We start from the raw sequence: 25,295 nt of genomic DNA, 5'->3' as shown, positions 1-25,295 counted from the left end.
ACGGTATGGAATCGACTGAGCACAGTGCGGAAAATCTGGGGGATTATGCGTCGCTACTGACGGAATTCGAGCATATGACCGCGTTGCTTACTCAGCTAATGAAAAGTGATTACCGCACGCTTGATCTCTATCTCAATAATTGCAGCCACCTTATTTTGCGATTTACTGCAATTTATAAACTGCTCGATAAACCCGAGTTTGAACATTATCTGAAGCATAATGACGCGGCGCTCTACTACAACGTAAACAGCGTGGGTTTGGCATTGCGTCTGTTTGAGAACATGCTGACGAACATGCGCGATGGGCTTGCCTCTGCGCGTTTGTACTGAATAGCGGCAACGTGAGGTATAGCGCGTACGGTGTATGGTTCTGGTGCGGTGAATCAGCGCCGTCGCGTTTGGTAAGCTAAGGAAGACGGTGAGGGAACTCACCGTCTATCCGTACAGAGAAAAGCTTAGACGGTGGGTTCGCTGACCAGCCCGTCGATAATCACCTGCGGCACGCCCTGCGAACAGCGTTCGATGCGTCCGCGTACACCATAGACTGCTGACAGGCTTTCCGGGCTAATCACCTCGGCTGGTGCACCATCGGCAATCAGATTACCGTTTTGCAGCATCAATACATGGTCGCCGTGACGTAGCGCGATATTGATGTCATGCACCACCACGACGGTGATGATGTTGCGCTTGCGCGTTTCCTTGCGTACCAAATCCATCACGTGGAACTGATAGTTCAGATCCAACGCACTGAGCGGTTCGTCCAGCAGGAGCAGCGAAGGTTGACGGATCAGCGATTGCGCTAACCCGACCAGCTGTTTCTGTCCGCCAGAGAGCTGATCGAGATAGCTCAACGCCAGATGTTCAATGCCTAACTGACGCAGCAGGTTCATCACTTCATCCTGCTTTTCGGCGTTGTGCATGCCGCCAGACGCGCGCTGTGCGACGATAATCGATTCCAGCACGTGCAGGTGAACGCCCGCCGGCAACGATTGCGGCAGATAAACAACTTTTTCCGCCCGCTGAGTGAAAGGTAACGCCATCAGGTTGGTGTCATCCAACCACAGTTCACCTTCGGAAGCATTCAGACCTGCCATTGCACGCAACAGCGTGGATTTACCGCTGCCGTTAGGGCCGAGCAGCACGGTAATTTTCCCGCGCGGCAGCTGTGGTACGGACAGATCGCGAATCACCTGACGCTTGGGGTAACCGGCGCGAAAGTGGGAAAGGCGTAATCCAGAAGAGGTTTGCTGGTTCATACGTTTCCTCTGTGGCGCAGGATGATGCTCAGGAAGAAGGGGACGCCAACCAGTGATGTGACGATCCCGACCGGGATAATGACGCCGGGGATGAGATTTTTCGAGGCAACGGACGCCATCGACAACACCAGCGCGCCAGTTAACGCACTGGCAGGCAGATAAAAGCGATGATCTTCACCGAAAATCATACGTGCGATATGCGGAGCAACCAGGCCGATAAAGCCGATGGGGCCAACAAACGCGACTGAAATAGCGGACAAAATACTGATGCGCAGCAGCGTCGCCAGACGCAGGCGGCGAACGTTAATGCCAAAACTCACGGCGCGATCTTCACCCAACCGCAGCGCGGTCAGTTTCCATGAGCTCATCAGCGAAATGGGCATCACGATAGCGAGCACCAACAGCAGAATTCCCAATTTTTCCCACGAGGCTCGGGCCAGACTGCCCATCGTCCAGAACACCAGACCTTGCAGCGTGTCTTCGTTGGCGATGAACTGGAGCATGGAAACCAGCGCATTAAAGGTGAACACCAGCGCGATACCGAACAGCACGACGCCGGAGGTAGCGACCTGCGTCCAGCGCGTAATACCATCAAGCAGCAACGCTGCCAGCAGCGCAAAGATAAAAGCGTTTGCGGAGATAAACCACTGAGCCGGAATACCGGGGATGCCGATACCGAGGACGATAGCCAGCGCAGCACCGAATGCAGCAGCGGAGGAAACGCCGAGCGTAAACGGGCTGGCCAGTGGGTTGTTCAGGATCGTCTGCATTTCTGCACCGGCCAGACCCAGTGACAGTCCAACCACGATAGCCATCAGCGCGTAAGGCAGACGAATATCCCAGACGATCACGCGTGTACCCGCATCGGCGCTGGCCGGATCGGTCAGCGTCTGCCAAAGTACATCAAGCGTCAGCCCTGAAGGCCCCATCGTAAAATCCAGCAACAACGAGCCGATGATGATCAACAGCAGTATCGCCATAACACCCACACGGCGTCGAATGATGCCGCGATAGTTGTCCATAATGGTGTTGGCATCCGCGGCAGTATTGCGGATACCCGGTTCAGTGGTTGTACTCATGAAAAATTACTCACCTTGTTTCCAGGCAAAGATAAACTCACTGTCAGGCAGCGAGGTAAAATTCTGAATGATATGGCGATACGTATCATCAGGATTCAGGCTGGTAAAGGCCTGAGGATAAATGTCCTTTGACAAATATTCCATACCGACAATGTTGTAGGGATGGTTGTAGAAATGGTGGTAAACGCCGTAAACGTGTTTCGCCTGTACTGCTGGGATCTGGCTAATGCCAGTGCGATTGAGCAGCGTAGTGGCCTGATTGCGCACGTCTTCTACGCTGGCGCCATAGCCTAACGGCAGGACCTGGCTGTTACCACGCTTAGAGCCTGTCATAATGTAGACGTCAGGTTTCATGCTGATAATTTTTTCCAGCGAGACAAAGCCTGACGCGCCCGGCAGCAAATCTGAACCAATATTTTTCGCGCCGACCGCTTCTACCAATCCGCCCCAGCCGCTGTTGCTGTGTGTGAAGCAGCAGGAATCCGAGTTACCGGCAATCGGCTCAACAAAGACGCTAGGTTTTGGGGTGATTGCCGCGGTTTTCTGCTGAATGGCATCGAAATGTTGACGATAGAAATCGGTATACGCTTTGGCATTGGCTTCACGGTTCAGAACTTGACCCAACAGGTCGATGCTCGGAGCGGTATCTTTAGCCGGATTCACTTCATAATCGACGAACAGTACGGGAATATTCAGAGCGCTAAGCTTGTCGATCACGCCGCTTTCCTTCAGCGCTGCCTTGGCACGCAGCTGGGCAATCATCAGATCCGGCTGTTTTGACAGCACGCTTTCCAAATCGACGTTACCTTTGTCACTGAAGCCCATATCCAGAATGCCAACGGACTGAGGCCATTTTCCTTTCAGCATATCCCAGGTTGCGGTGTCCTGTTTTTTCGCCAGATTGTTCCAGGCGACCAGACGCTGAAAGGGATTATCGCGGTCAAGCAATGCCATCGTCATAATATCGCGCCCATCTTGCAGAATGATGCGCTGTGGCTCTTGTTTAATGGTCACACTTCTTCCGTCGAAATCGGTGACGGTAAGAGGATATTGGGTGGCATAGCTGAAAAGCGGAGTGGTGAGGAGTGCAGTCAGAAAGAGTGATCTTACTGATTTTCTTAACATGGTGGCGATCCTAATTCACAGTTTATCAATGTGATGAAGTTATCAGTGTAATGAGTTTGATAATTATTATCGTATAAGGATAAACAATGCGTATACAGGATTCATATGTAAAGAAAAATAACAACTCCGGCCCAATTTCGTTTTTATGAGGGTGAGCCGGAGTGGGTCGGAATTAGCGTTTCAGTGCGTCGCTCAGTTCTTCACGGATGGTGCCCAGAATGGATTTCACCACACGTGGGTTACCTGCAACCAGATTGCCGGATGCCAGATAGTTATGGCCGCCAACGAAATCTGTCACGATCCCGCCAGCTTCACGTACCAGCAGCTCGCCACCGGCAAAATCCCACGGCTTCAGGCCGATTTCAAAGAAACCGTCAACGCGACCCGCGGCCACATAAGCCAGATCCAGTGCAGCAGAACCCGTACGGCGGAAATCCGCACAGTGGGTGAACAGCGCGCCGATGACGTTGATATAGCTTTTGCTGTGTTGTTTTAATTTGAAAGGGAAACCTGTTGCCAGTACGGTGCCGTCCAGATCGCGGGCAGTGCTGCTGCGCAGACGGTAGCCGTTCAGCTGTGCGCCTTGACCGCGAGTCGCGGTAAACAGTTCATTACGCATCGGATCGTAAACAACGGCAACTTCGGTACGGCCTTTAATGCGGACCGCGATAGAAACAGCGAAGTGAGGTAAACGTTTGATGAAGTTGGTGGTGCCATCCAGAGGATCGATAACCCATTGTACTGCCGGATCTTCGCCAACCAGCTCGCCACACTCTTCACCAATAATGGTGTGCTGTGGGTAAGATTTACGGATGACTTCAACGATCAGACGTTCTGCATCCCGATCAACGTTGGTCACAAAATCGTTGCTGCCTTTCTGGCTAGCTTCGACGGCGTCTGGCGTTTCATAGTTCTTGGCAATTAAATTACCGGCTTTACGCGCAGCGCGTATAGCGATGTTGAGCATCGGATGCATGGTATCGGTCCACTGGAATGTTAAAGAACGGAAAGCGGCGCAGAGTATAGCAGCAGAAAAGTAAAATAGCTAAGTCTGTGTTAAGGTATGTCGGTTTCCTTTTCGCACGACTTCCTTTCGCACAATAGAGTACATATGTTAGACAATATTCGCATTGTTCTGGTTGAAACGTCGCACACTGGCAATATGGGCTCAGTGGCCAGGGCGATGAAAACCATGGGATTAAGCAAACTTTATTTGGTCAACCCATTGGTGAAGCCTGATTCGCAGGCAATTGCGTTGGCGGCAGGCGCCAGCGATGTTATCGGCAATGCCACCATTGTGGATTCGTTCGATCAGGCGCTCGAAGGCTGTGGTCTGGTCGTTGGCACCAGCGCACGTTCTCGAACCTTACCTTGGCCGATGCTGGAACCGCGCGAGTGCGGCGTTCGCAGCGCGCAGGAAGCGGAACACGCGCCGGTCGCGCTGGTGTTTGGGCGTGAACGCGTAGGGCTGACGAACGAGGAACTGCAGAAATGCCATTACCATGTGGCGATTCCCGCTAACCCGGAATACAGCTCGCTCAATCTGGCGATGGCGGTACAGATCATTGCTTATGAAGTGCGCATCGCGCATTTGGATCGCTTACAGGCTGGGCAGCCGGCACATGAAGAGTCGCCATACCCGCTGGTCGACGATCTGGAGCGGTTTTATCAGCATCTTGAACAGACGCTGCTGCAAACCGGATTTATCCGGCCAGCACATCAAGGGCAGGTAATGAACAAGCTGCGTCGCCTGTTTACCCGCGCCAGACCTGAAAGTCAGGAACTTAATATTCTACGTGGGATACTCAGTTCGGTACAAAAAACACACGGCGAATAATACTTGAGTAATTTACTCGGTTAAATAGTTGACTAAAATACTCGGGAATGTCAGACTCACGTTATGTTCTGCCAATACATGTTTTCATAATACATGTTTTATCTACAGGTACCACTATCATGAGACTGACATCCAAAGGCCGTTACGCCGTTACCGCCATGCTCGATGTGGCTCTGCACTCCCAGGAAGGACCGGTTCCATTGGCGGATATTTCTGAACGCCAGGGTATTTCACTGTCTTATCTGGAGCAGCTATTTTCACGCTTGCGTAAGAACGGACTGGTTGCCAGTGTTCGTGGCCCGGGCGGCGGTTACCTGCTGGGTAAAAACGCGAATGAAATCGCTGTTGGTATGGTCATTTCGGCCGTCGATGAATCTGTTGATGCAACGCGTTGCCAGGGCCGCGAAGGCTGCCAAGGTGGCGATCGCTGCCTGACGCACACGCTGTGGCGCGATCTGAGCGACCGTATTACCGACTTCCTGAATAACATCACGCTGGATGAGCTGGTGAACAATAAGGAAGTACTGAACGTTGCGGATCGTCAGGATGCTGACACGCGTCGCACCGCCAATGGACGTATCCAGGAAACGATCAACGTTAACCTGCGCGCCTAATATACCTTCAACGTGACGAGTACCTTTACTCGTCACGTTTTGCCTTTCTGATAGCCGCATAATCCTGACCACATTGCCCAATGTGGCATTGGCGTTAGTCCGACTGTCACGGCGTGTTCTGACGATAAATTGTTCCACGATAACATCGCCAGATTTTTTGCATTGGCCCGAGAGGTTGCGGGTATAAACAGCCTGTCAATAAAACAAAACGCATTGTACGTTTTGAAGTGATGCACGGAGTTTATGAGCAATGAAGTTACCTATCTATCTCGATTATTCAGCTACCACGCCGGTTGACCCGCGCGTCGCTGAGAAAATGATGCAGTGTTTGACGTTGGACGGTACGTTCGGTAACCCGGCTTCCCGTTCCCACCGTTTTGGCTGGCAAGCGGAAGAGGCGGTTGATATCGCCCGTAACCAAATTGCTGAACTGGTCGGTGCCGACCCGCGTGAGATCGTCTTCACGTCAGGCGCGACCGAAGCCGATAACCTCGCGATTAAAGGTGTTGCCAACTTCTATCAGAAGAAGGGTAAGCACATCATCACCAGCAAGACCGAGCACAAAGCCGTGCTGGATACCTGCCGTCAGCTTGAACGCGAAGGCTTCGAGGTCACTTATCTGGCCCCGCAGCGTAACGGCATTATCGATCTGGCTGAACTCGAAGCGGCAATGCGTGAGGACACCATTCTGGTTTCCATCATGCACGTCAATAATGAAATCGGCGTTGTGCAGGATATTGCCGCTATCGGTGACATGTGCCGTAGCCGCGGTATCGTGTTCCATGTTGATGCCACACAGAGTGTAGGCAAACTGCCTATCGATCTGAACCAGTTAAAAGTGGATCTGATGTCTTTCTCCGGCCATAAAATCTATGGACCGAAAGGGATCGGGGCACTGTATGTTCGTCGTAAACCCCGTATTCGTCTCGAAGCGCAGATGCACGGCGGCGGTCATGAGCGCGGCATGCGCTCTGGCACCTTGCCTGTGCACCAGATTGTCGGCATGGGTGAAGCCTACCGCATCGCGAAAGAAGAGATGACCGCAGAAATGAATCGCCTGCGTGCGTTGCGCGATCGTCTGTGGAACGGCATTAATGATATTGAAGAAGTCTATCTGAATGGTGATATCGAGCAGGGCGTGCCCAATATCCTGAATGTCAGCTTCAACTATGTTGAAGGTGAATCGCTGATTATGGCGCTCAAGGATCTGGCGGTCTCGTCCGGTTCTGCCTGTACGTCGGCCAGTCTGGAGCCCTCCTACGTGTTACGTGCGCTGGGCATGAATGATGAGCTGGCACATAGCTCGATCCGCTTTTCGCTGGGACGTTTTACTACCGAAGAAGAGATCGACTACACCATCGAGCTGGTACGTAAATCCATCGGTCGTCTGCGCGATCTTTCTCCGCTGTGGGAAATGTTCAAGCAGGGCGTGGATATCAGCAGCATCGAGTGGGCGCATCATTAATTCACCAGTTCGGGGACGACTATCATGGCTTACAGCGAAAAAGTAATTGATCACTATGAAAATCCACGCAACGTGGGTTCATTTGACAACGCCGATCCTTCTATCGGCAGCGGCATGGTCGGCGCGCCAGCGTGCGGCGATGTGATGAAGTTGCAGATAAAAGTCAACAATGAGGGTATCATCGAAGATGCCCGCTTCAAGACATACGGTTGTGGTTCTGCCATTGCCTCCAGCTCGCTGGTTACAGAGTGGGTAAAAGGCAAATCGCTGAATGAAGCTGAAGCGATTAAGAACACGCAGATTGCCGAAGAGCTTGAGCTACCGCCAGTGAAGATTCACTGCTCCATTCTGGCGGAAGACGCTATCAAGGCAGCGATTGCGGATTACAAAAGTAAACGCGACGCGCAGTAATCTCTGCGGCTGAACTCGTCGGGGCACCGTTTCTTGCGGTGCCTGATACCGTCGAGGTGGCGAACGATCGAGGTAACAGTATGTCGATTTCTCTGAGCGAAAGTGCGGCACAACGCGTGAACGCTTTCATCGCAAACCGGGGCAAAGGCCTTGGGCTGCGTCTTGGCGTACGGACATCCGGCTGTTCCGGGATGGCGTACGTGCTGGAGTTTGTTGATGATTTGAACGACGGTGATACGGTCTTTGAAGACAAAGGCGTAAAGGTCATCGTGGACGGCAAAAGTCTGGTCTATCTTGACGGAACCGAGTTGGATTTCGTCAAAGAAGGGCTGAACGAAGGCTTTAAGTTCAATAATCCGAACATTTCCGGCGAATGCGGTTGCGGCGAAAGTTTCAACGTCTGACCCCTCTTGGGTAGTGAGCGTGCGATTGGTTAATGGCCTGCATTGCTACCCAGAACTCCCAGAGTACCACTATGGATTACTTTACGTTATTCGGGCTGCCGATTCGCTATGCTGTGGATGGCGGCCTGCTTGCATCCCGTTTTCAGGATTTGCAGCGGCAGTTCCATCCTGACCGTTATGCTGCCAGCCCAGAGCGCGAGCGCATGCTGGCGGTGCAGCAGGCGGCGACGATCAACAATGCCTATCAGGCGCTCAAGCATCCGCTGAGACGCGCGGAGTATATGTTGTCGCTGCACGGTTTTGATGTGAACAACGAACAGCATACGATGAAGGACACGGCATTCCTGATGGAACAGCTGGAACTGCGCGAAGAGCTGGACGCGATCTCACAGCGGTCGGATGCCGATGAGGCACTGACGGCCTTCGCCGAGCGGTTGCAGGCAACGATCGCTAAGCGCCGTTCGCATATGTGTGATGAACTCGATAATGAGACGTGGACAGACGCCGCAGATACCGTGCGCAAGCTACGCTTTTTAGACAAGCTCCAGCAACAGGTTGAAGAACTCGAAGAACAATTGCTGGACAGATAACTGGTTAATCCGGCGGGTAACCCGATGGTGATTGCCATACCGGGTTTCTCGCCAGCCAATTGATGGAAGCTCAATATGGCCTTATTACAAATTAGTGAGCCTGGCCTTAGCGCCGCACCGCACCAGCGTCGTCTGGCTGTCGGTATTGATTTAGGCACCACCCATTCTCTTGTTGCCACCGTACGCAGCGGTGAAGCTCAGACGCTGGCAGATAGCGATGGGCGTGACTTGCTGCCCTCGGTTGTTCACTATCGTCACGATGGTCACAGCGTCGGCTGGGATGCGCGCGACAATGCTGCCCACGATCTGGAAAATACCGTCAGCTCAGTCAAACGCCTGATGGGGCGTTCTCTGGACGACATTCAGCAGCGCTACCCGCATTTACCGTATCACTTTCATGCCAGCGATAACGGCCTGCCGCTGATTCAGACCTCGGCTGGCAACCTCAATCCTGTACAGGTATCGGCGGATATTTTGTCCGCGCTGGCTGCGCGTGCGGAAGCGGCGTTAGGCGGCGTGCCGGATGGCGTGGTGATTACCGTTCCTGCCTATTTCGATGACGCACAGCGTCAGGGCACCAAAGACGCAGCACGTCTTGCCGGGCTGCACGTATTGCGCCTGCTGAACGAACCGACTGCGGCCGCCATTGCCTACGGGCTGGATTCCGGTAAAGAGGGCGTGATCGCCATTTACGATCTGGGCGGCGGCACCTTTGATATTTCCATTCTGCGCCTGAGCCGTGGCGTCTTTGAAGTGCTGGCGACGGGCGGCGATTCTGCGTTGGGCGGTGATGATTTCGATCATCTGCTGGCGGAGTGGCTGCGTGAGCAGGCGGGCATTCACGATCGTGACGATCGTCAGTTAGATCATGCCTTTCGCCACGCGGCGGTGAAGGCTAAAGTTGCACTCAGCAGCGCCGAGTCGGTGCGTATGGATGTCGCTGACTGGCAGGGTGATATCACCCGCGAGCAGTTTGATTCGCTGATTGCTTCTCTGGTGAAACGCACGCTGCTGTCCTGCCGTCGCACGCTGAAAGACGCGGGGCTGATGCCAGAAGACGTGCTGGAAGTCGTGATGGTAGGTGGATCGACTCGCGTTCCGCTAGTGCGCGATCACGTCGGAACGTTTTTTGGCCGCACGCCGCTGACGTCGATCGATCCAGACAAGGTCGTGGCTATCGGTGCGGCGATTCAGGCGGATATTCTGGTGGGTAACAAGCCAGACAGCGAAATGCTGCTGCTGGACGTGGTCCCGTTGTCGCTGGGGCTAGAGACGATGGGCGGGCTGGTGGAAAAAATCATTCCGCGCAATACCACGATCCCAGTTGCCCGCGCACAGGAATTCACCACCTTCAAAGACGGCCAGAGCGGCATGATGATTCATGTCTTGCAAGGTGAACGCGAAATGGTCACGGATTGCCGATCGCTTGCGCGCTTCTCACTGCGTGGTCTGCCGCCGCTGCCTGCCGGTGGGGCTCACATTCGCGTGACCTTTCAGGTTGATGCAGATGGCCTGCTGAGCGTCACGGCGATGGAGAAATCGACGGGCGTCGAGGCATCCATTCAGGTTAAACCGTCATACGGTTTGAGCGATACGGAAATTGCCACGATGATCACCGATTCGATGCTGAATGCGAAAGAAGATGTCGGTGCGCGTCGTCTGGCAGAGCAAAAAGTGGAGGCTTCACGCGTGTTGGAAAGTTTGCAAAGCGCGCTGGTGGCTGACGCAGAGTTATTGAGCCATGACGAAAAAGGCATCATTGTCGCGGCATCCGAACACCTGCATACGATGATGCAGGGAAGCGATCCCGTGGCGATTGAAGCCGCGATTAAAACAGTCGATCAACAAACCCAGGAATTCGCCGCCCGTCGCATGGATGCCTCTATCCGTCGCGCGCTGGCAGGCCATTCTGTGGATGAGGTGTAACATGCCTAAGATAGTCTTTTTACCGCATCAGGATCTGTGTCCTGAAGGCGCGGTTTTGGAAGCGGAACGCGGTGAAAGCATTTTGGAAGTCGCCCTGCGTAACGGTATTGACGTTGAGCACGCCTGCGAGAAATCCTGTGCCTGCACTACCTGCCATTGCATCGTGCGCGAAGGTTTCGACTCGCTGGCAGAAAGTACGGAAGATGAGGACGACATGCTGGATAAGGCCTGGGGGCTGGAGCCGGAAAGTCGTCTGGGCTGTCAGGCGCGTATCGCCGGGGACGATCTGGTTGTCGAGATCCCGCGCTATACGATCAACCACGCGCGCGAGCATTAATCTGCATAGGGAGTAACCGTTATGGGATTAAAATGGACAGACAGCCGGGCTATCGGCGAAGCGCTTTACGATAAGTTTCCCGATCTCGATCCGAAAACCGTACGTTTCACGGATATGCATCAGTGGATCTGCGAGCTGGATGAATTTGACGATCGGCCGGACGCCTCCAATGAAAAAATTCTGGAAGCGATCCTGCTGGTCTGGTTAGATGAAGCTGAATAACACGATGACGGGGCTGCCTTTGGTGGCCCGTTTTATTCTCGTGCCAACATTCGTAACATTTGCATGTCATGATGCACCGTTTATTTGTCTGCAAACCGAGTATTTATAAGCGAAAGCGTTTATAAACACGCATTGATAAGCAGAACGTCTGCAACTATGAACATCACCTGCAAACATGAAAAGTGGCAGGAATACCTATTATCGGAGAAGCACTATGACGAACAATACCATGCTGATTTCACTCTCCACTCAACCTGCTGACGCGCGCTGGGGAGAAAAAGCGACGCTGAGTGTGAATGAGCAGGGTTTTACCATTCATGTCGGGGCGTCCCTGAATGGCAAAGCTGCACTGGCGGTGATCCAACGTGCTGCCCGCAAAATTGATGGGCAGGGGATTAAACACGTTAAGCTAGCCGGTGAAGGCTGGGATCTGGCAAACAGCTGGGCATTCTGGCAGGGATATCGCGGGCCGAAAGGGCAAAGAACGGTTGAATGGGCGGAACTGAATGACGCTGACAAGAAAGAGCTGAACGATCGCCTGAAGATTGTGGACTGGGTGCGTGACACCATCAACCTGCCTGCTGAAGATCTGGGGCCAGAGCAGCTGGCGACCCGTGCAATCGATCTGCTGTGTGACGTCGCCTGTGACGCTGTCAGCTACCGCATCACCAAAGGTGAAGATCTGCGTGAGCAGAATTATGCTGGCCTGCATACGGTGGGACGCGGTTCTGAACGTCAGCCGGTGCTGCTGGCGCTGGACTATAACCCGACGGGTAACGCGGATGCACCCGTGTTCGCCTGTCTGGTCGGTAAAGGTATTACGTTTGATACCGGCGGCTACAGCCTGAAACCGAGCAGTTCTATGGATTCCATGAAATCGGACATGGGCGGTGCGGCCACTCTGACGGGCGCGCTCGCGCTGGCAGCTGCGCGCGGTTTGCAACAGCGTGTGAAGCTGTACCTGTGCTGCGCAGACAACATGGTGAGCGGCAATGCATTCCGACTGGGCGACATCATTCGTTATCGCAACGGTAAAACGGTTGAGGTAATGAACACTGACGCGGAAGGGCGTCTGGTGCTGGCGGATGGCCTGATCGATGCTTCCGAGCAGAATCCACAGTGGATTATCGACTGTGCAACGCTGACGGGCGCGGCAAAAACGGCGCTGGGCAACGACTATCACGCGCTGTTCAGCTTTGATGATGAGCTGGTGGCGGCATTGCAGGAAAGTGCGAAAGAAGAAAGCGAACCGTTCTGGCGTCTGCCGCTGGAAGAGTTCCACCGCAGCCATCTGCCGTCCAGTTTTGCCGATCTGAACAACATTGCCAGTGGTGCACACACCGCTGGTGCCAGCACGGCAGCGGCTTTCCTGTCGCACTTTGTGAAAAATTACCAGCAGGGCTGGCTGCACATTGACTGCTCCGCGACGTACCGTAAAGGCGCGGTAGATCAGTGGGCGACGGGCGCAACGGGACTCGGTGTACGTACGCTGGCGAATCTCCTGCTGAGCAACGCCAAGTAGTCGGTTCAGGTCTTAACGCGTCAGTTTTTAACGTAATCATGTTGAGGAAAGTATGGAGTTTTCGCCACGTAATAAACTGGAAGAAGTGCTGATTCTGGCTGCAACAGAGCCAGCGCATCGTCCTGAATTTTTCAGTGAACTGATGGAAGCCACGGTGTTTGTGCTGGGCAGTACCGATGACGGGGATGAATCCGGTGAGGTGGTATTGCATGCGGGCAGTAATGTGAACATTCAGCACTGGGAAAAAGACGATGGTTCATCCGCCATTCCTTTCTTCTCTTCTCTGGAAGCTTTGCAGAGCGCGATTGCGGAAGAAGCCGCTTTTCTGGCCCTGCCGACACGTTCGCTGTTTGAAATGACGCAGGGCGTCACGCTGTTCCTCAACCCTAAGCTGCCGTATGGCAAAGAGTTTTTGCCACAGGAAATTGAACATATCCTGTCTGGCGAAGGTAACGGTTTTGTTCAGCAGCGCGTTGTTGAAGAAGAGATGCAGGTCATACTGAGCCAGCCAGCCGAGATGCCAGCACAGATGATTGATTCCCTGACGCAGCTGTTTACCAAACATCGCCATGTAAAACGGGCGTTTTTGGCACAGATTCAGGAACCGGGTGAAGAGCAGCCGCACCTGCTGATTGGGATTGATGCCGATCAGGATGAAGAAATCATCATCCGTGAAGCGGGCAGCGTTGCCAGTGACACCTTGCCGGACGAGCGTCCTGTCGATCTGTGTCTGGTGAAGGAAGGCGAATCGGGCATCAGCCATTATATGATTAAGCACACCACGCCGTTTTACGAGCGCAAGTGGGGGAGTTTCCTGAGAGAGTTTAAGGGAAGCGGTAACGCTTGATACCGGATAGGTAAATTTGATACAGGCGACAGCGGATTACGATTTTTCCGCTGTTGCCTGCAATAGCAGTAGATCGATCAACATCACCAGATTCGATTCAAATGAGCTAATCTCACCAGCTTCCGCCGCATAGTGAACCGCATCATCGTAAAGCCGGAAGTGCAAATCGGCTAACTCGCCTAATGAATTCAACGACGCTCGAGTAAACGCGATTACCTTCATGCCAATGTTTTTGGCGATACGCGCCTTATCTAGCACTTGCTCAGTTTCCCCGCTGCGGGAGATCGCGATAAACACCCGATACTTCGGCGCATTATTGAGAAAAATGCCTCGACTGTCTCCTAACCCGGAAGAGAAGGCATCTTTCCCCAGCACCTGCAGTTTCTTCGCCAAATATTCAGCAAACAGATGGGAAAACCCTGCGCCATAGAGGAAAAAGTGGCTTTCCTGTCGCAGGATAGCGCTGAAAGCGGCTCTATCCTGATGGCTAATGTAGGCAAACGTGCGCTGATAATTGTCGACAAAATGCTGGAAAGCATCAGGAAGCGAAGCGTCATTGGGCGTAACGACAGGCGAGGGTGCCAGACGCGGATGCTCCGTGAGCAACGTTTTGCAGTGATAAATGAATTCACTGTAGCCGCTAAAGCCGATTTTCTGGCACAGCCGCATGATCGTCGCCGTGGAAACATAGGTCTTCTGCGCCAGCTCCCGCACCGTGATTTTGCCTATCAGTGATGAATGGTCGGCGATAAAAGCCAGCACGCGGTATTCCGCGCGCGTCAGCACCTGACCGTGCTGCATTAAGGACGTCAGCCGATTATCCACCTGCTACCCCTGATTGACGGCAATAAAATACCGAACGGAACTAATCTCGCTCAATTGGGACATCATCGCGGCTCCCCCAATCGCTCCACGATCCGTCGTACAGCGTCACATTCGGGACATTTAACTGCGTCAGCGCCAGCACGACGACAGAGGCCGTTACACCGGAACCGCAGCTGGCGACGATGGGGCGAGTAAAGTCTACACCGTGTTTATGCAGAATGGTCGCCAGCTCGGCATTAGGCTTCAGCGCACCGTTACTCACCAAATCAGTCCACGGTACGTTGAGGCTACCAGGAATGCGGCCGCGATGCAGACCAGGACGCGGTTCATCCACCTCGGCGTTAAAACGGGGGGCGGGGCGAGCATCGACAATCTGTTCTGATTTATCCCGGCTGATAGAAAGCACGTCATCGCGTGAGCGAATCGCATTTTCATCCAGCGTGGCGTGGAACGTGGTTGGCTTCGGCGTTACATCGCCCTGTTCCTGCGGTAGATTCTGCGCTGTCCAGCCCGCCAGCCCGCCGCTCAGGATCGAAAGTGATGTCGCGCCGAAGGTGTGCAGCATCCACCACGCTCGTGGCGCGGAGAAGAGATTGCCTTCATCGTAAATCACCAGATGCTGCTGGTTATCGATCCCCAACTTGCCCATCGCGCGTGCGAAGTCTTCGCGAGTCGGCATCATATGTGGCAGATCGGTGCTGTGATCGGACAGCGTTTCAATATCAAAAAAAACCGCGCCAGGCAGATGACCGGCGCGGTATTCAGCATGAATATCACGGGTGCTGTTGCCCGGCGGTAGCATCCGGGCGTCGATGAGTGTGATGCTGCTGTCATTCAGGTGGCTGGCAAGCCAGTCTGCGGAGACAAACCGCTCATGAGAAACGGGCAAATCAGAAGACGATGCTGACATAGCTCCTCCACGTTGGGGCCGACGAATTCGACCCCGAATCTATCATTGATGTGCAATGATAGATTCATTGTCAGCGATTTTTCCTCATCCGACAAGTCGCGGATTATTGGGCAATACCGTCTCTATATGCTTGTTTTAATTGCGGCCAGTAATCCTGATTGGCTTCAATCATCTCGTCCAGAATGGCTTTGGCGTGCTGCATTGTCGGCACGGTTCGGTTCAGAGTAAATGCCTGCAAGGCCTTCTCGTAGCTGCCTTCCAGCGTGGCTTCGACCAGCAGCTGTTCAGACGCCAACTGCTGTTCCAGCAAGGCACGATGGAACTGCGGGACATTCCCCATCCGCACCGGTTCCGGCCCTTGCGAAGTGATATAAGCAGACACTTCCACCATCGCGTCGTAAGGCAGATTGGCGATGGCACCTTTATTCTCGACGATCACCAGATGGCGCTGGCGCAGATCGAACGCCAGCGAGCAGGCGACATCAACGATGAATGAACCGTGCACGCCAACGTGGAACGCATCGGACAGAACCCCGGTTTCCTTGTAGTTGGCGGCGGCCGCAAACAGCTTCTTCTCACGCCCGTCCATCACTTCATTGGCGCGTGTGTAGTCAGGATCCTGATGCTCCACGATCTGATTCGGCATCAGGTAGTACTGCAAATACGGATTCGGCACGAATTCTGGGAAATGATCCATGACTGGTTTGATGTTGCGCCAGGTTTTCACCCACGACGGATCGGCGTGCTGCGGATCGGTATCGGCGGCATCGGCGGTCAACAGGCCGTAGCGGGCGATGTGTTCGCGCAGTTCTGGCATACGATCGACGCCGTCGACCAGCACGCGGGTAAACCAGCCAAAGTGATTCAGCCCGAAATAATCGACCGTGATGTCGTGGCGATCGACGCCCAGCACGGCTGCAATGTTACGCATCGCAGCTACCGGCATGTCACAGATATTCAGTACGCGGGCGTTAGGACGCAGGCGGCGCACGCCTTCGGCAACAATTGCGGCGGGGTTGGAGTAATTGACGATCCACGCCTCTTGATGCGCATAGCGCTCAACCAGATCGATCAGCTCAGCCATCGGCAGAATCGTACGCAGGCCGTAGGCCAGCCCGCCGGGGCCACAGGTTTCCTGCCCGACGACGCCGTGACGTAGTGGGATTTTCTCGTCCTGTTCGCGCATCTTGTACTGGCCGACGCGCATCTGGGCAAAGACAAAGTGAGCTCCAGTAAACGCGGTCTCTGCGTCGGCTGTGACGGTAAAGACGATGCTGTCACTGTGGTCGCGAATGACCTTTTCCACCACTGGCGCGATGATATCCTGCCGCGGGCCGTCGATGTCATACAAACGAATCTCCGCCAGCGGGAAATCCGCGAGACGTACCATCAGACTCTTTACGATGCCCGGGGTATAGGTACTGCCGCCACCAGCGATGGTCAGAATGAATGGGGGTTTCGTCATGGTCAGTCTCCTGTTAAAGCGCGTTTTCAACTGCTTCGCGTATCGTTTTGACGTGAAGTCCGTAAACCACCTGTACGTTGTTACCCTGTCGGATAACGGCTTTCGCACCGGTGCTCTTAAGCTGTTGTTCGTCTACCAAAGCGGGGTCGATGAGCGTGACCCGCAGGCGGGTGTAGCAGTTATCCACCACTTCGATATTGGGTTTGCCACCCAGCCCGGCGATGATGGTGGCACCCACAAGTTGGGCATCGCCTTTCGCCGCGTCCTGCGTTTTTGCCGGATTCTCGGTCTTGGCCTGATATTCGGTTTTGGAATAAAGTCGCGTCTCTTCCTCATCGGTTTCACGCCCTGGTGTTGGCATGTCGAAGTACAGAATCAGGAAGCGAAAGACGAAGAAGTAAATCACCGACATGGTCAGCCCAACCGCGATGTACATCGGCCAGTTGGATTTCTCGGTGCCTAGCGGCAGGTTATAAAGCAGGAAGTCGATGACGCCGTTGGCACCAATCGCATGCACGCCCATGATGGAGAACAGCATCATGCCTATGCCAGTCAGTACGGCGTGGACGGCAAACAGCATCGGCGCGACGAACAGGAACGAGAACTCCAGCGGTTCAGTAACGCCCAGTAAGAAAGAGGTAAACGCGGCCGGAATCAGAATGGCTTTGGCGGCCAGCCGTTTTTCTGGCTTCGCTGTCACATACATCGCCAGCGCAGCGGCCGTCAGACCAAACATTTTACTGATACCGCGAGCATCCCAGACCACGGTGGAACTCAGCTGTTTGACGTCCTGACAGGCCATTTCAGCAAAATAGATGTTACGTGCGCCCTGATACAGCTTGCCGCATACTTCTGCGGTGCCGCCCAGTTCGGTGTACAGGAACGGGGTATAGACCAGATGATGCAGCCCAGTGGGGATCAGTACGCGTTCGAGAAAGCCATAAATCGCGATGCCAACAGGACCCGCACCTTTGATAGCGAAGGCCAACCAGGTAATACCGTGCTGAGCAAACGGCCACAGGGCGCTCATCGCAAAGCCCAGCGCAATCGCCAGCGGAATAACCAGAATGGCGACGAAGCAGTGGCCGGAATAGATCGCCATCACGCCGTTAAACTGTTTACTGGAATAGCGGTTATACAGATAGCCTGCGAATCCGCCGATCAAAATACCAGCGAACACGCCCATTTCCAGCACCTGAACGCCCAGCACCATGCCTTGCCCGGCAGGGCGCATTTCTGCGGCTGGTACGAGTTTGCCCTGCAATTGCAGCGTGATGTTCATGGCATTAATGAAGATGATAAACATCACCAGACCAATCAGCGCAGCGTAGCCTTTATCGCGTTTCGCCAGTCCGATCGGGATCCCGACGGCGAACACCAGCGCCAAATTAGCCAGAATCGCCACGGCAGATTTGGAAACTAGTTGACCAAAATCCTGAATCAAGGGGTGATTAAGTAAAGGGACGTAGCCCGCTAAATTGCCGTTACCGAACACATTCCCAAATGCGATGAATAACCCGACAATCGGGAGTATCAGCACCGGCCCATACAGGGACTTGCCGAAATTTTGCAATGCATTGACCGCTCTTTTCATTATCAGCCCTCTTACTGGCCATTATGGTGGGTACGGCAGCAAGGCTAGCAGTGAATGACAAAGAGATTCCAGTTATCTTATTGTTTTAAAAACAAATAACCTATAACGTTACAAGTAACCTTCAGAACTGTGATCGCCGATGATTTGTTACATTCAGCATTGGGGCGGTGAGAAACGAAAAAGCGTGATGCGTAATCGTTAATGAAGGGAAAATGAGAGGTAATATTTTTTTAATAAAATGTTATCTACTTGGTAGGCAACAAAGGCCGCTACCCCTATAATTTGCGCCACTTTCACTGGCTGGGTATACAATTCTTATAATCCGGCTGTAATCTGACAGTTTAGTTAATGAGGTCAATATGACGATAGAACGTACCTTCTCCATCGTAAAACCTAACGCGGTTGCTAAAAATGCCATCGGTGCGATTTACGCACGCTTTGAAAGCGCAGGTTTTACCATTGTTGCGGCTAAAATGCTGCGTTTGAGCCGTGAGCAAGCGGAAGGTTTTTACGCTGAGCATAAAGGCAAGCCGTTCTTTGATGGCTTGGTTGAATTCATGATGTCTGGCCCGATCATGGTGCAGGTGCTGGAAAGTGAAAACGCCGTTCAACGTAACCGTGACATCATGGGTGCCACCAACCCGGCAAACGCACTGGCGGGAACGCTGCGTGCTGATTACGCGGACAGCTTCACGGCGAACGCGGTACACGGTTCTGATTCTATCGAATCCGCTCAGCGTGAAATTGCTTATTTCTTCAGCGATGATGAAATCTGCGCGCGCGCGTAAATGAAACAACGGTTACGCACGATGAATTGTTGTGCGTGATAACAGGTCAGCCTGTGATGTTGCTTCTTTTTTGTTGCGTTAGTGCGCGACAGCGAAGTAATGACACAGAAAAAAAGCGGTGATGGTAGCTTACCTGTTTTAAAATTTGTACAATGCTGCGCCCCGGATGAGCCTGCACTTATCCGGGGCGTTTCTTTGGTCATTACCATCGAATTCAACCTTCTTTTTAGCGCCATAACGTGTAATAACGAGGCCAGGATTGACAATGTCTAAGCAAATCGCGTCTGAAACCGTCATGTCTGAAACGACGGCATCTCACACTACCGCATCTACAACTACCGTATCCGAGCAAACCGTGTCCGAATTCACTCCGGCGTCCGCTGATGCCTCTCAATCCGTCAAAGCCAGTGCGGAAAAAATCAACCTGTTGGATCTTAACCGCCAGCAAATGCGTGACCTCTTCATGTCGATGGGAGAGAAACCGTTCCGCGCCGATCAGGTCATGAAGTGGATGTATCACTACTGCTGTGATGACTTCAACCAGATGACGGATATAAACAAAGTCTTCCGCACCAAATTGCAGGAGATCGCTGAAATTCGCGCCCCTGAAGTGGTGGACGAACAGCGCTCTTCCGACGGCACCATCAAATGGGCGATTCTGGTGGGTGGTCAACGGGTTGAAACGGTTTATATTCCAGAAGAAGATCGCGCCACGCTGTGTGTGTCGTCTCAGGTAGGCTGTGCGCTGGAGTGCAAATTCTGTTCAACGGCGCAGCAGGGCTTTAACCGTAACCTGCGCGTATCGGAAATCATCGGACAGGTGTGGCGTGCGGCGAAGATTATCGGTGCGTTTAAAGTCACCGGCCAGCGTCCAATCACCAACGTTGTGATGATGGGCATGGGCGAACCGTTGCTGAACCTGACTAACGTGGTGCCGGCGATGGAAATCATGCTGGATGATTTCGGCTTTGGTTTGTCCAAGCGTCGCGTGACGCTGTCTACGTCAGGCGTAGTGCCTGCGTTGGATAAACTGGGCGATATGATCGATGTTGCGCTGGCGATTTCTCTGCATGCGCCGACCGACGACATCCGAAACGAAATCATGCCGATCAACAAAAAGTACAATATTGAGATGTTCCTGAGCGCGGTACGTCGCTATCTGGAAAAATCCAATGCGAATCAGGGACGTGTTACCGTTGAGTATGTGATGTTGGATCATATCAATGATGGCACCGAGCACGCGCATCAACTGGCGGAATGCCTGAAAGATACGCCATGCAAGATCAACCTGATTCCGTGGAACCCGTTCCCGGGCGCGCCGTATGGCCGCAGCTCAAATAGCCGCGTTGACCGTTTCTCCAAGGTACTGATGGAGTATGGCTTCACGACGATCGTACGTAAGACCCGTGGGGATGACATTGATGCTGCCTGCGGTCAGCTGGCGGGTGAAGTCGTAGACAGAACCAAACGTACGTTGAAGAAGAAAATGGCCGGTGAACCTATCGCGGTGAAAGCAGTCTGATATCAAATCGGCGCGGGTTAATGCGGAAGCGTTAACCCGACGTCGTTCGCTGAGGTAATTTGCAGGGTAAAAGTGAGCAAATTGCGAGGCGTGCCGCGTTGTTGTTAGGTCTGACTGTCACCCTGTTCATATTCAGGTAACCTCGCAGGTCAGGATGTCTGACAAAGACGACAAGGCGGGGGTACAGGGATGGCAAAGCCACTATCACAGAGACTTTCTTTATTACAAGGAATGTCTTTATCACAGGGAATGTATTGGCTGAATGGCCTGGTCGCGGTGCTGTTGCTAGTGGGGTGTGTGAAATCGCCTCAGGAGACGACAAATCCCGCGGTCGCCCAAACCCGCTTGCAGCTGGGGTTGACCTATCTGGCGCACAATAATCTGGATTCGGCACGGCAGAATCTTGAGAAGGCGGTAGCGATTGCTCCGCAGGATTATCGAACACAATTGGGGATGGCGCTTTACGAGCAGCGGATAGGTGAAAATCGTCTGGCTGAACAGCGTTATCAACATGTATTAAACATGGCGCCGGAAAATGGCAGCGTCATGAATAATTACGGTGCGTTTCTGTGTAGTTTAGGGCAGTATGTAGCGGCTCAGCGACAGTTTAGTGCGGCTGCACAACTTCCTGATTACAGTCAGGTTGCTGATGCGTTGGAAAATGCGGGATACTGCTTTTTCAATGCCGGACAGACTGAAGACGCGCGCAATTTATTGAGTCGGGCGCTGAAGTATGACCCGACGAAAGGCAGTGCTTTGCTGACGGAAGCGAACCAACAGTTTGCTGCCGGGAAAAATGAGCAAACGCAGCTGCTGCTTGATATTTACCAGCATATTCTTCCGGCCAGTGCCGAAAGCTTATGGTTACAGATTCGTTTCGCCGCGTTAGCGGGCCATGATGGCGATAAAGAACGTTATGGCAACGTGCTGGCGCGAAGTTTTCCACAATCTAAACAGTACCAGCATTTCTTAGCTAATGAATACTGAAGCCACCCAAGATAAAACAGAAGCAAAACTACCCGGCGAACGTCTGCGTGAGGCGCGTGAACGCCTTGGGCTGACTCAGCAAACTATTGCTGAGCGTTTGTGCCTTAAAATCACCACCGTTCGCGATATTGAAGACGGTACGACGCCTGCCGATTTAGCGCCGACCTTTCTGCGCGGCTATATCCGTTCTTATGCCAAGCTGGTTCATTTACCCGAAGATGAACTGCTTCCCATCGTGGATAAGCAGGCCATACCTAAAACGATCTCAGTCTCGCCGATGCAGAGTTTTTCGCTGAAAAAAAGCCGCAAAAAGCGTGATGGCTGGTTGATGACAATCACCTGGCTGGTCGTGCTGGTTGTTCTGGGGCTAACGGGCGCATGGTGGTGGCAAAACCATCAGGCTCAGCAGGCGGAAATCAACAGCATGGTCGATCACGCCAGTTCGATGCAGGCACAGACGGAAGGGCAGTCCGTTCCACTGATGGACAACAGCGCAGCGCAGGAAACGGCGACGCCGGACTCGGCAGCGGCACCTTCTACGCCAGTTGATCTTTCTGCTACTGTCGCGGCGACACCTTCAACGCCTGCTTCTTCTACAACCGCATCGTCCGCTGCACCATCCAACCAATCACCTTCACACGCGAACACCGCACAGCCACAGGCTGCGGGCAATGTTCTGTTGGGTGCTGGGGCCGTGGCTCCCGCTGCGGGTACGGTAGCGGAGAGCAATCCGGTCTCTGCGGCTCATGCCTTGGTGATGACTTTCACGGCCGATTGCTGGCTGGAAGTGACGGATGCCAGCGGTAAGAAACTGTTCAGCGGTATGCAGCGTAATGGCGGCACACTGAATCTGGATGGTCAGTCACCCTATAAACTTAAAATTGGTGCGCCTGCTGCGGTACAGATTCAATTTCAAGGTAAGCCGGTCGATTTAAGCCAATTTGTGCGTAGCAGTCAGGTTGCACGTCTGACGCTGACCGCAGAATAACGTGTTGTTCAGGTAAGACTGCAATGTTGGAGATGAAGTAATGCATAACGCTGCACCCATAACCCGTCGAAAATCAACACGGATTTACGTCGGCAAGGTGCCTGTTGGTGATGGTGCGCCGATTGCGGTGCAATCCATGACCAACACGCGAACCACCGACGTTGAAGCTACCGTTAACCAAATCAGAGCGTTGGAACGTGTTGGCGTCGATATCGTCCGCGTCTCCGTGCCAACTATGGACGCGGCAGAAGCCTTTAAGCTTATCAAACAGCAGGTGAATGTTCCGCTCGTTGCTGACATCCATTTTGACTACCGCATCGCGCTGAAAGTTGCGGAATACGGTGTCGACTGTCTGCGTATCAACCCCGGTAATATCGGTAATGAAGAGCGTATTCGCTCGGTTGTCGATTGCGCGCGTTACAACAATATCCCGATCCGCATTGGTGTTAACGGCGGTTCGCTGGAAAAAGATTTGCAGGAAAAATACGGTGAGCCAACGCCGGAAGCGCTGCTGGAATCGGCGATGCGCCATGTCGATATCCTCGATCGTCTGAACTTCGATCAGTTTAAAGTCAGCGTCAAAGCTTCGGACGTATTCCTTGCCGTGCAATCCTATCGTTTGCTAGCTTCACGTATCGATCAGCCACTGCACCTCGGTATTACCGAAGCGGGTGGCGCACGTAGCGGAGCGGTGAAATCAGCTATCGGCCTCGGTTTGCTGCTGTCTGAAGGCATTGGCGACACGCTGCGTATCTCGCTGGCGGCCGATCCAGTTGAAGAAGTGAAAGTCGGTTTCGATATCCTGAAATCGCTGCGCATCCGTGCTCGAGGGATCAACTTCATTGCTTGCCCAACCTGTTCTCGTCAGGAATTTGACGTGATCGGTACGGTGAATGCGCTGGAACAACGGCTGGAAGATCTCATCACACCGATGGATGTTTCGATTATCGGCTGCGTGGTGAATGGTCCCGGTGAAGCGCTGGTGTCGACAATTGGTGTCACCGGTGGACACAACAAGAGCGGCTTTTATGAAGACGGCGTGCGGCAGAGAGAGCGCTTCGATAACGAACAGATGATCGATCAGTTAGAAGCCAAGATCCGCGCGAAAGCCTCCATGATGGACGAAAATCAGCGTATTACCGTCAATCTGGTGGATAAGTAACTCTGACGGCGTGACGGTATGCCGTCACCCGCATAATTAACGATTCCTGAACCCGATGGGGATGCCCCGCATTGAAGATGCGACGACAATCCCTCTATAATCGGGTTTATTTTTTGAAAAACGCATAGAGAACTGACGTGGCAAAAAATATTCAAGCCATCCGTGGCATGAACGATTACCTGCCAGCCGAAACGGCATTGTGGCAGCGTATTGAAAACAGCCTGAAACAGGTGCTCAGCGGCTACGGCTATAATGAAATTCGTTTGCCGATTGTCGAGCAAACGCCGCTGTTTAAGCGCGCTATCGGTGAAGTGACCGATGTCGTCGAAAAAGAGATGTATACCTTTGACGATCGCAATGGCGATAGCCTGACTCTGCGCCCGGAAGGGACGGCAGGCTGCGTCCGCGCCGGTATTGAACATGGTATTCTCTATAATCAGGAACAGCGGCTGTGGTATGTCGGCCCGATGTTCCGCTACGAGCGTCCGCAGAAAGGGCGCTATCGCCAGTTCCATCAGTTGGGCTGTGAAGTGTTTGGTCTGCAAGGGCCGGATATTGATGCTGAACTGATTCTGATGACAGCCCGCTGGTGGCGTGTGCTGGGCATCGCCGACCACGTGAAGCTGGAACTGAACTCGATTGGTTCGTTAGACGCGCGCGCGCGCTATCGCGAAGCGCTGGTGGCGTTCCTCGAACAGCATAAAGATCAGCTGGATGAAGACTGCCTGCGCCGGATGTACACCAACCCGCTGCGCGTTCTGGATACGAAAAATCCGCAGATTCAGGTGTTGCTGAACGACGCGCCAGTGCTGACGGACTATCTGGATGATGAATCGCGTGCACACTTTGAAGCGCTGGGTGAACTTTTAACGCAGTCCGGCATCCCATATACCGTTAATCCGCGCCTGGTTCGTGGTTTGGATTACTATAACCGCACCGTATTTGAGTGGGTGACGACCAGTCTGGGCGCGCAGGGCACGGTCTGTGCCGGTGGGCGTTATGATGGTATGGTGGAACAGCTGGGCGGGCACGCGACGCCAGCGGTCGGTTTTGCGATGGGTCTGGAGCGTCTGGTTCTGCTGGTGCAGTCTGTCAATCCAGATTTCAAAGCACAGTCAGGCGTAGATGCTTATCTGATTTCTTCCGGTGCGGGAACGCAGGTTGCGGCAATGCAACTGGCGGAGAAATTACGTGACGCGCTGCCGCAGTTGAAACTGATGACCAACTACGGTGGTGGCAACTTTAAGAAGCAATTTGCTCGCGCTGATAAATGGGGCGCACGCGTCGCATTGGTATTAGGCGAAAATGAAGTGGCGGCCGGTCAGGTTGTGGTTAAAAACCTGAGCAATGGCGAGCAGGATACATTGGCACAGGCCGACGTCGCATCGCGGCTGGCAACGTTACTGGATTGAGGAGAGAG

26 protein-coding genes are annotated in these 25,295 nt (G+C 53.4%); 18 read left to right on the top strand and 8 right to left on the bottom strand.

Going from position 1 to position 25,295, the window contains the following annotated elements; genetic code table 11:
• The first annotated feature begins 5 nt into the window (after window positions 1-5).
• Entirely contained in the window at window positions 6-329 is a 324-nt protein-coding gene (locus BJJ97_RS20890; RefSeq protein ID WP_095995211.1) for a hypothetical protein, read from the top strand.
• A 125-nt stretch (window positions 330-454) separates the two neighbouring features.
• On the opposite strand, the gene BJJ97_RS20885 is transcribed toward BJJ97_RS20890, so the two are convergent.
• The 4 genes from BJJ97_RS20885 to suhB form a co-directional block, all read right to left on the bottom strand.
• Window positions 455-1,255 (bottom strand): ABC transporter ATP-binding protein, encoded by an 801-nt coding sequence (locus BJJ97_RS20885; protein ID WP_095700243.1) that lies wholly within the window; start codon window positions 1,253-1,255, stop codon window positions 455-457.
• A complete protein-coding gene (locus BJJ97_RS20880) occupies window positions 1,252-2,235 on the bottom strand; it encodes a FecCD family ABC transporter permease (RefSeq protein WP_370529541.1) in 984 nt (327 codons plus the stop codon). The genes BJJ97_RS20885 and BJJ97_RS20880 overlap by 4 nt, the downstream gene beginning before the upstream one ends.
• Before the next feature lie 105 nt (window positions 2,236-2,340).
• The gene (locus tag BJJ97_RS20875) at window positions 2,341-3,459 is read right to left on the bottom strand and encodes an ABC transporter substrate-binding protein (protein ID WP_095995210.1); all 1,119 of its coding nucleotides are present in this window, start codon (window positions 3,457-3,459) and stop codon (window positions 2,341-2,343) included.
• Between the two features lie 172 nt (window positions 3,460-3,631).
• Window positions 3,632-4,435 (bottom strand): inositol-1-monophosphatase, encoded by an 804-nt coding sequence (gene suhB, locus BJJ97_RS20870; RefSeq protein ID WP_039486077.1) that lies wholly within the window; start codon window positions 4,433-4,435, stop codon window positions 3,632-3,634.
• Window positions 4,436-4,570: 135 nt separating this feature from the next.
• Between suhB and trmJ the strand changes: the two genes are divergently transcribed.
• From trmJ to sseB, 11 genes are all read left to right on the top strand, one after another.
• The gene (gene trmJ / locus BJJ97_RS20865) at window positions 4,571-5,296 is read left to right on the top strand and encodes a tRNA (cytosine(32)/uridine(32)-2'-O)-methyltransferase TrmJ (protein ID WP_095700240.1); all 726 of its coding nucleotides are present in this window, start codon (window positions 4,571-4,573) and stop codon (window positions 5,294-5,296) included.
• Between the two features lie 119 nt (window positions 5,297-5,415).
• Window positions 5,416-5,910 carry a Fe-S cluster assembly transcriptional regulator IscR gene (iscR, locus tag BJJ97_RS20860; RefSeq protein ID WP_039306127.1) on the top strand — a complete coding sequence of 165 codons (495 nt, stop codon included), beginning with the start codon at window positions 5,416-5,418 and terminating at the stop codon, window positions 5,908-5,910.
• Between the two features lie 250 nt (window positions 5,911-6,160).
• Entirely contained in the window at window positions 6,161-7,375 is a 1,215-nt protein-coding gene (locus tag BJJ97_RS20855; RefSeq protein WP_095995209.1) for an IscS subfamily cysteine desulfurase, read from the top strand.
• A 24-nt stretch (window positions 7,376-7,399) separates the two neighbouring features.
• A complete protein-coding gene (gene iscU / locus BJJ97_RS20850; protein ID WP_005970177.1) occupies window positions 7,400-7,786 on the top strand; it encodes a Fe-S cluster assembly scaffold IscU in 387 nt (128 codons plus the stop codon).
• A gap of 80 nt (window positions 7,787-7,866) precedes the next feature.
• Complete coding sequence (gene iscA / locus BJJ97_RS20845) at window positions 7,867-8,190, top strand: iron-sulfur cluster assembly protein IscA (protein WP_014916217.1); 324 nt, start codon at window positions 7,867-7,869, stop codon at window positions 8,188-8,190.
• Window positions 8,191-8,261: 71 nt separating this feature from the next.
• Window positions 8,262-8,780, top strand: coding sequence for a co-chaperone HscB (hscB, locus tag BJJ97_RS20840; protein ID WP_095995208.1), 519 nt, complete (start codon window positions 8,262-8,264; stop codon window positions 8,778-8,780).
• A 75-nt stretch (window positions 8,781-8,855) separates the two neighbouring features.
• Complete coding sequence (gene hscA / locus BJJ97_RS20835) at window positions 8,856-10,706, top strand: Fe-S protein assembly chaperone HscA (RefSeq protein ID WP_095995207.1); 1,851 nt, start codon at window positions 8,856-8,858, stop codon at window positions 10,704-10,706.
• Window position 10,707: 1 nt separating this feature from the next.
• Window positions 10,708-11,043, top strand: a complete 336-nt coding sequence (fdx, locus tag BJJ97_RS20830; protein WP_095700236.1) for an ISC system 2Fe-2S type ferredoxin — start codon at window positions 10,708-10,710, stop codon at window positions 11,041-11,043.
• A 21-nt stretch (window positions 11,044-11,064) separates the two neighbouring features.
• Window positions 11,065-11,265, top strand: coding sequence for a Fe-S cluster assembly protein IscX (gene iscX / locus BJJ97_RS20825; RefSeq protein ID WP_095995206.1), 201 nt, complete (start codon window positions 11,065-11,067; stop codon window positions 11,263-11,265).
• Window positions 11,266-11,479: 214 nt separating this feature from the next.
• Complete coding sequence (gene pepB, locus BJJ97_RS20820; protein ID WP_095995205.1) at window positions 11,480-12,787, top strand: aminopeptidase PepB; 1,308 nt, start codon at window positions 11,480-11,482, stop codon at window positions 12,785-12,787.
• A 52-nt stretch (window positions 12,788-12,839) separates the two neighbouring features.
• Complete coding sequence (sseB, locus tag BJJ97_RS20815) at window positions 12,840-13,634, top strand: enhanced serine sensitivity protein SseB (RefSeq protein ID WP_095700234.1); 795 nt, start codon at window positions 12,840-12,842, stop codon at window positions 13,632-13,634.
• A 36-nt stretch (window positions 13,635-13,670) separates the two neighbouring features.
• On the opposite strand, the gene BJJ97_RS20810 is transcribed toward sseB, so the two are convergent.
• The 4 genes from BJJ97_RS20810 to BJJ97_RS20795 form a co-directional block, all read right to left on the bottom strand.
• Complete coding sequence (locus BJJ97_RS20810) at window positions 13,671-14,459, bottom strand: MurR/RpiR family transcriptional regulator (protein ID WP_095995204.1); 789 nt, start codon at window positions 14,457-14,459, stop codon at window positions 13,671-13,673.
• A 40-nt stretch (window positions 14,460-14,499) separates the two neighbouring features.
• Window positions 14,500-15,369 carry a 3-mercaptopyruvate sulfurtransferase gene (sseA, locus tag BJJ97_RS20805; protein ID WP_095995203.1) on the bottom strand — a complete coding sequence of 290 codons (870 nt, stop codon included), beginning with the start codon at window positions 15,367-15,369 and terminating at the stop codon, window positions 14,500-14,502.
• 103 nt (window positions 15,370-15,472) lie between these two features.
• Window positions 15,473-16,834 carry a 6-phospho-alpha-glucosidase gene (locus BJJ97_RS20800; protein WP_095995202.1) on the bottom strand — a complete coding sequence of 454 codons (1,362 nt, stop codon included), beginning with the start codon at window positions 16,832-16,834 and terminating at the stop codon, window positions 15,473-15,475.
• Window positions 16,835-16,847: 13 nt separating this feature from the next.
• Window positions 16,848-18,428 (bottom strand): PTS transporter subunit EIIC, encoded by a 1,581-nt coding sequence (locus tag BJJ97_RS20795; protein ID WP_095995201.1) that lies wholly within the window; start codon window positions 18,426-18,428, stop codon window positions 16,848-16,850.
• A 359-nt stretch (window positions 18,429-18,787) separates the two neighbouring features.
• Between BJJ97_RS20795 and ndk the strand changes: the two genes are divergently transcribed.
• The 6 genes from ndk to hisS all read left to right on the top strand — a co-directional run bounded on the left by ndk (window position 18,788) and on the right by hisS (window position 25,287).
• Complete coding sequence (ndk, locus tag BJJ97_RS20790) at window positions 18,788-19,216, top strand: nucleoside-diphosphate kinase (protein WP_010280064.1); 429 nt, start codon at window positions 18,788-18,790, stop codon at window positions 19,214-19,216.
• A gap of 295 nt (window positions 19,217-19,511) precedes the next feature.
• A complete protein-coding gene (locus BJJ97_RS20785; protein WP_052012080.1) occupies window positions 19,512-20,738 on the top strand; it encodes a bifunctional tRNA (adenosine(37)-C2)-methyltransferase TrmG/ribosomal RNA large subunit methyltransferase RlmN in 1,227 nt (408 codons plus the stop codon).
• Window positions 20,739-20,927: 189 nt separating this feature from the next.
• The gene (pilW, locus tag BJJ97_RS20780) at window positions 20,928-21,725 is read left to right on the top strand and encodes a type IV pilus biogenesis/stability protein PilW (RefSeq protein WP_193438346.1); all 798 of its coding nucleotides are present in this window, start codon (window positions 20,928-20,930) and stop codon (window positions 21,723-21,725) included.
• Window positions 21,715-22,713, top strand: coding sequence for a cytoskeleton protein RodZ (gene rodZ / locus BJJ97_RS20775; RefSeq protein WP_095995199.1), 999 nt, complete (start codon window positions 21,715-21,717; stop codon window positions 22,711-22,713). Before pilW ends, rodZ begins: the two co-directional genes overlap by 11 nt.
• A 40-nt stretch (window positions 22,714-22,753) precedes the next feature.
• Window positions 22,754-23,875: a flavodoxin-dependent (E)-4-hydroxy-3-methylbut-2-enyl-diphosphate synthase gene (ispG, locus tag BJJ97_RS20770; protein WP_039486108.1), complete on the top strand. Its 1,122-nt coding sequence runs from the start codon at window positions 22,754-22,756 to the stop codon at window positions 23,873-23,875.
• Window positions 23,876-24,012: 137 nt separating this feature from the next.
• A complete protein-coding gene (gene hisS / locus BJJ97_RS20765) occupies window positions 24,013-25,287 on the top strand; it encodes a histidine--tRNA ligase (RefSeq protein WP_039486110.1) in 1,275 nt (424 codons plus the stop codon).
• Window positions 25,288-25,295: the final 8 nt, after the last annotated feature.

The sequence above is a fragment of the Pectobacterium polaris genome, from assembly GCF_002307355.1.
Classification (GTDB): domain Bacteria; phylum Pseudomonadota; class Gammaproteobacteria; order Enterobacterales; family Enterobacteriaceae; genus Pectobacterium; species Pectobacterium polare.
This window is presented reverse-complemented; position numbering and strand designations above follow the sequence as displayed.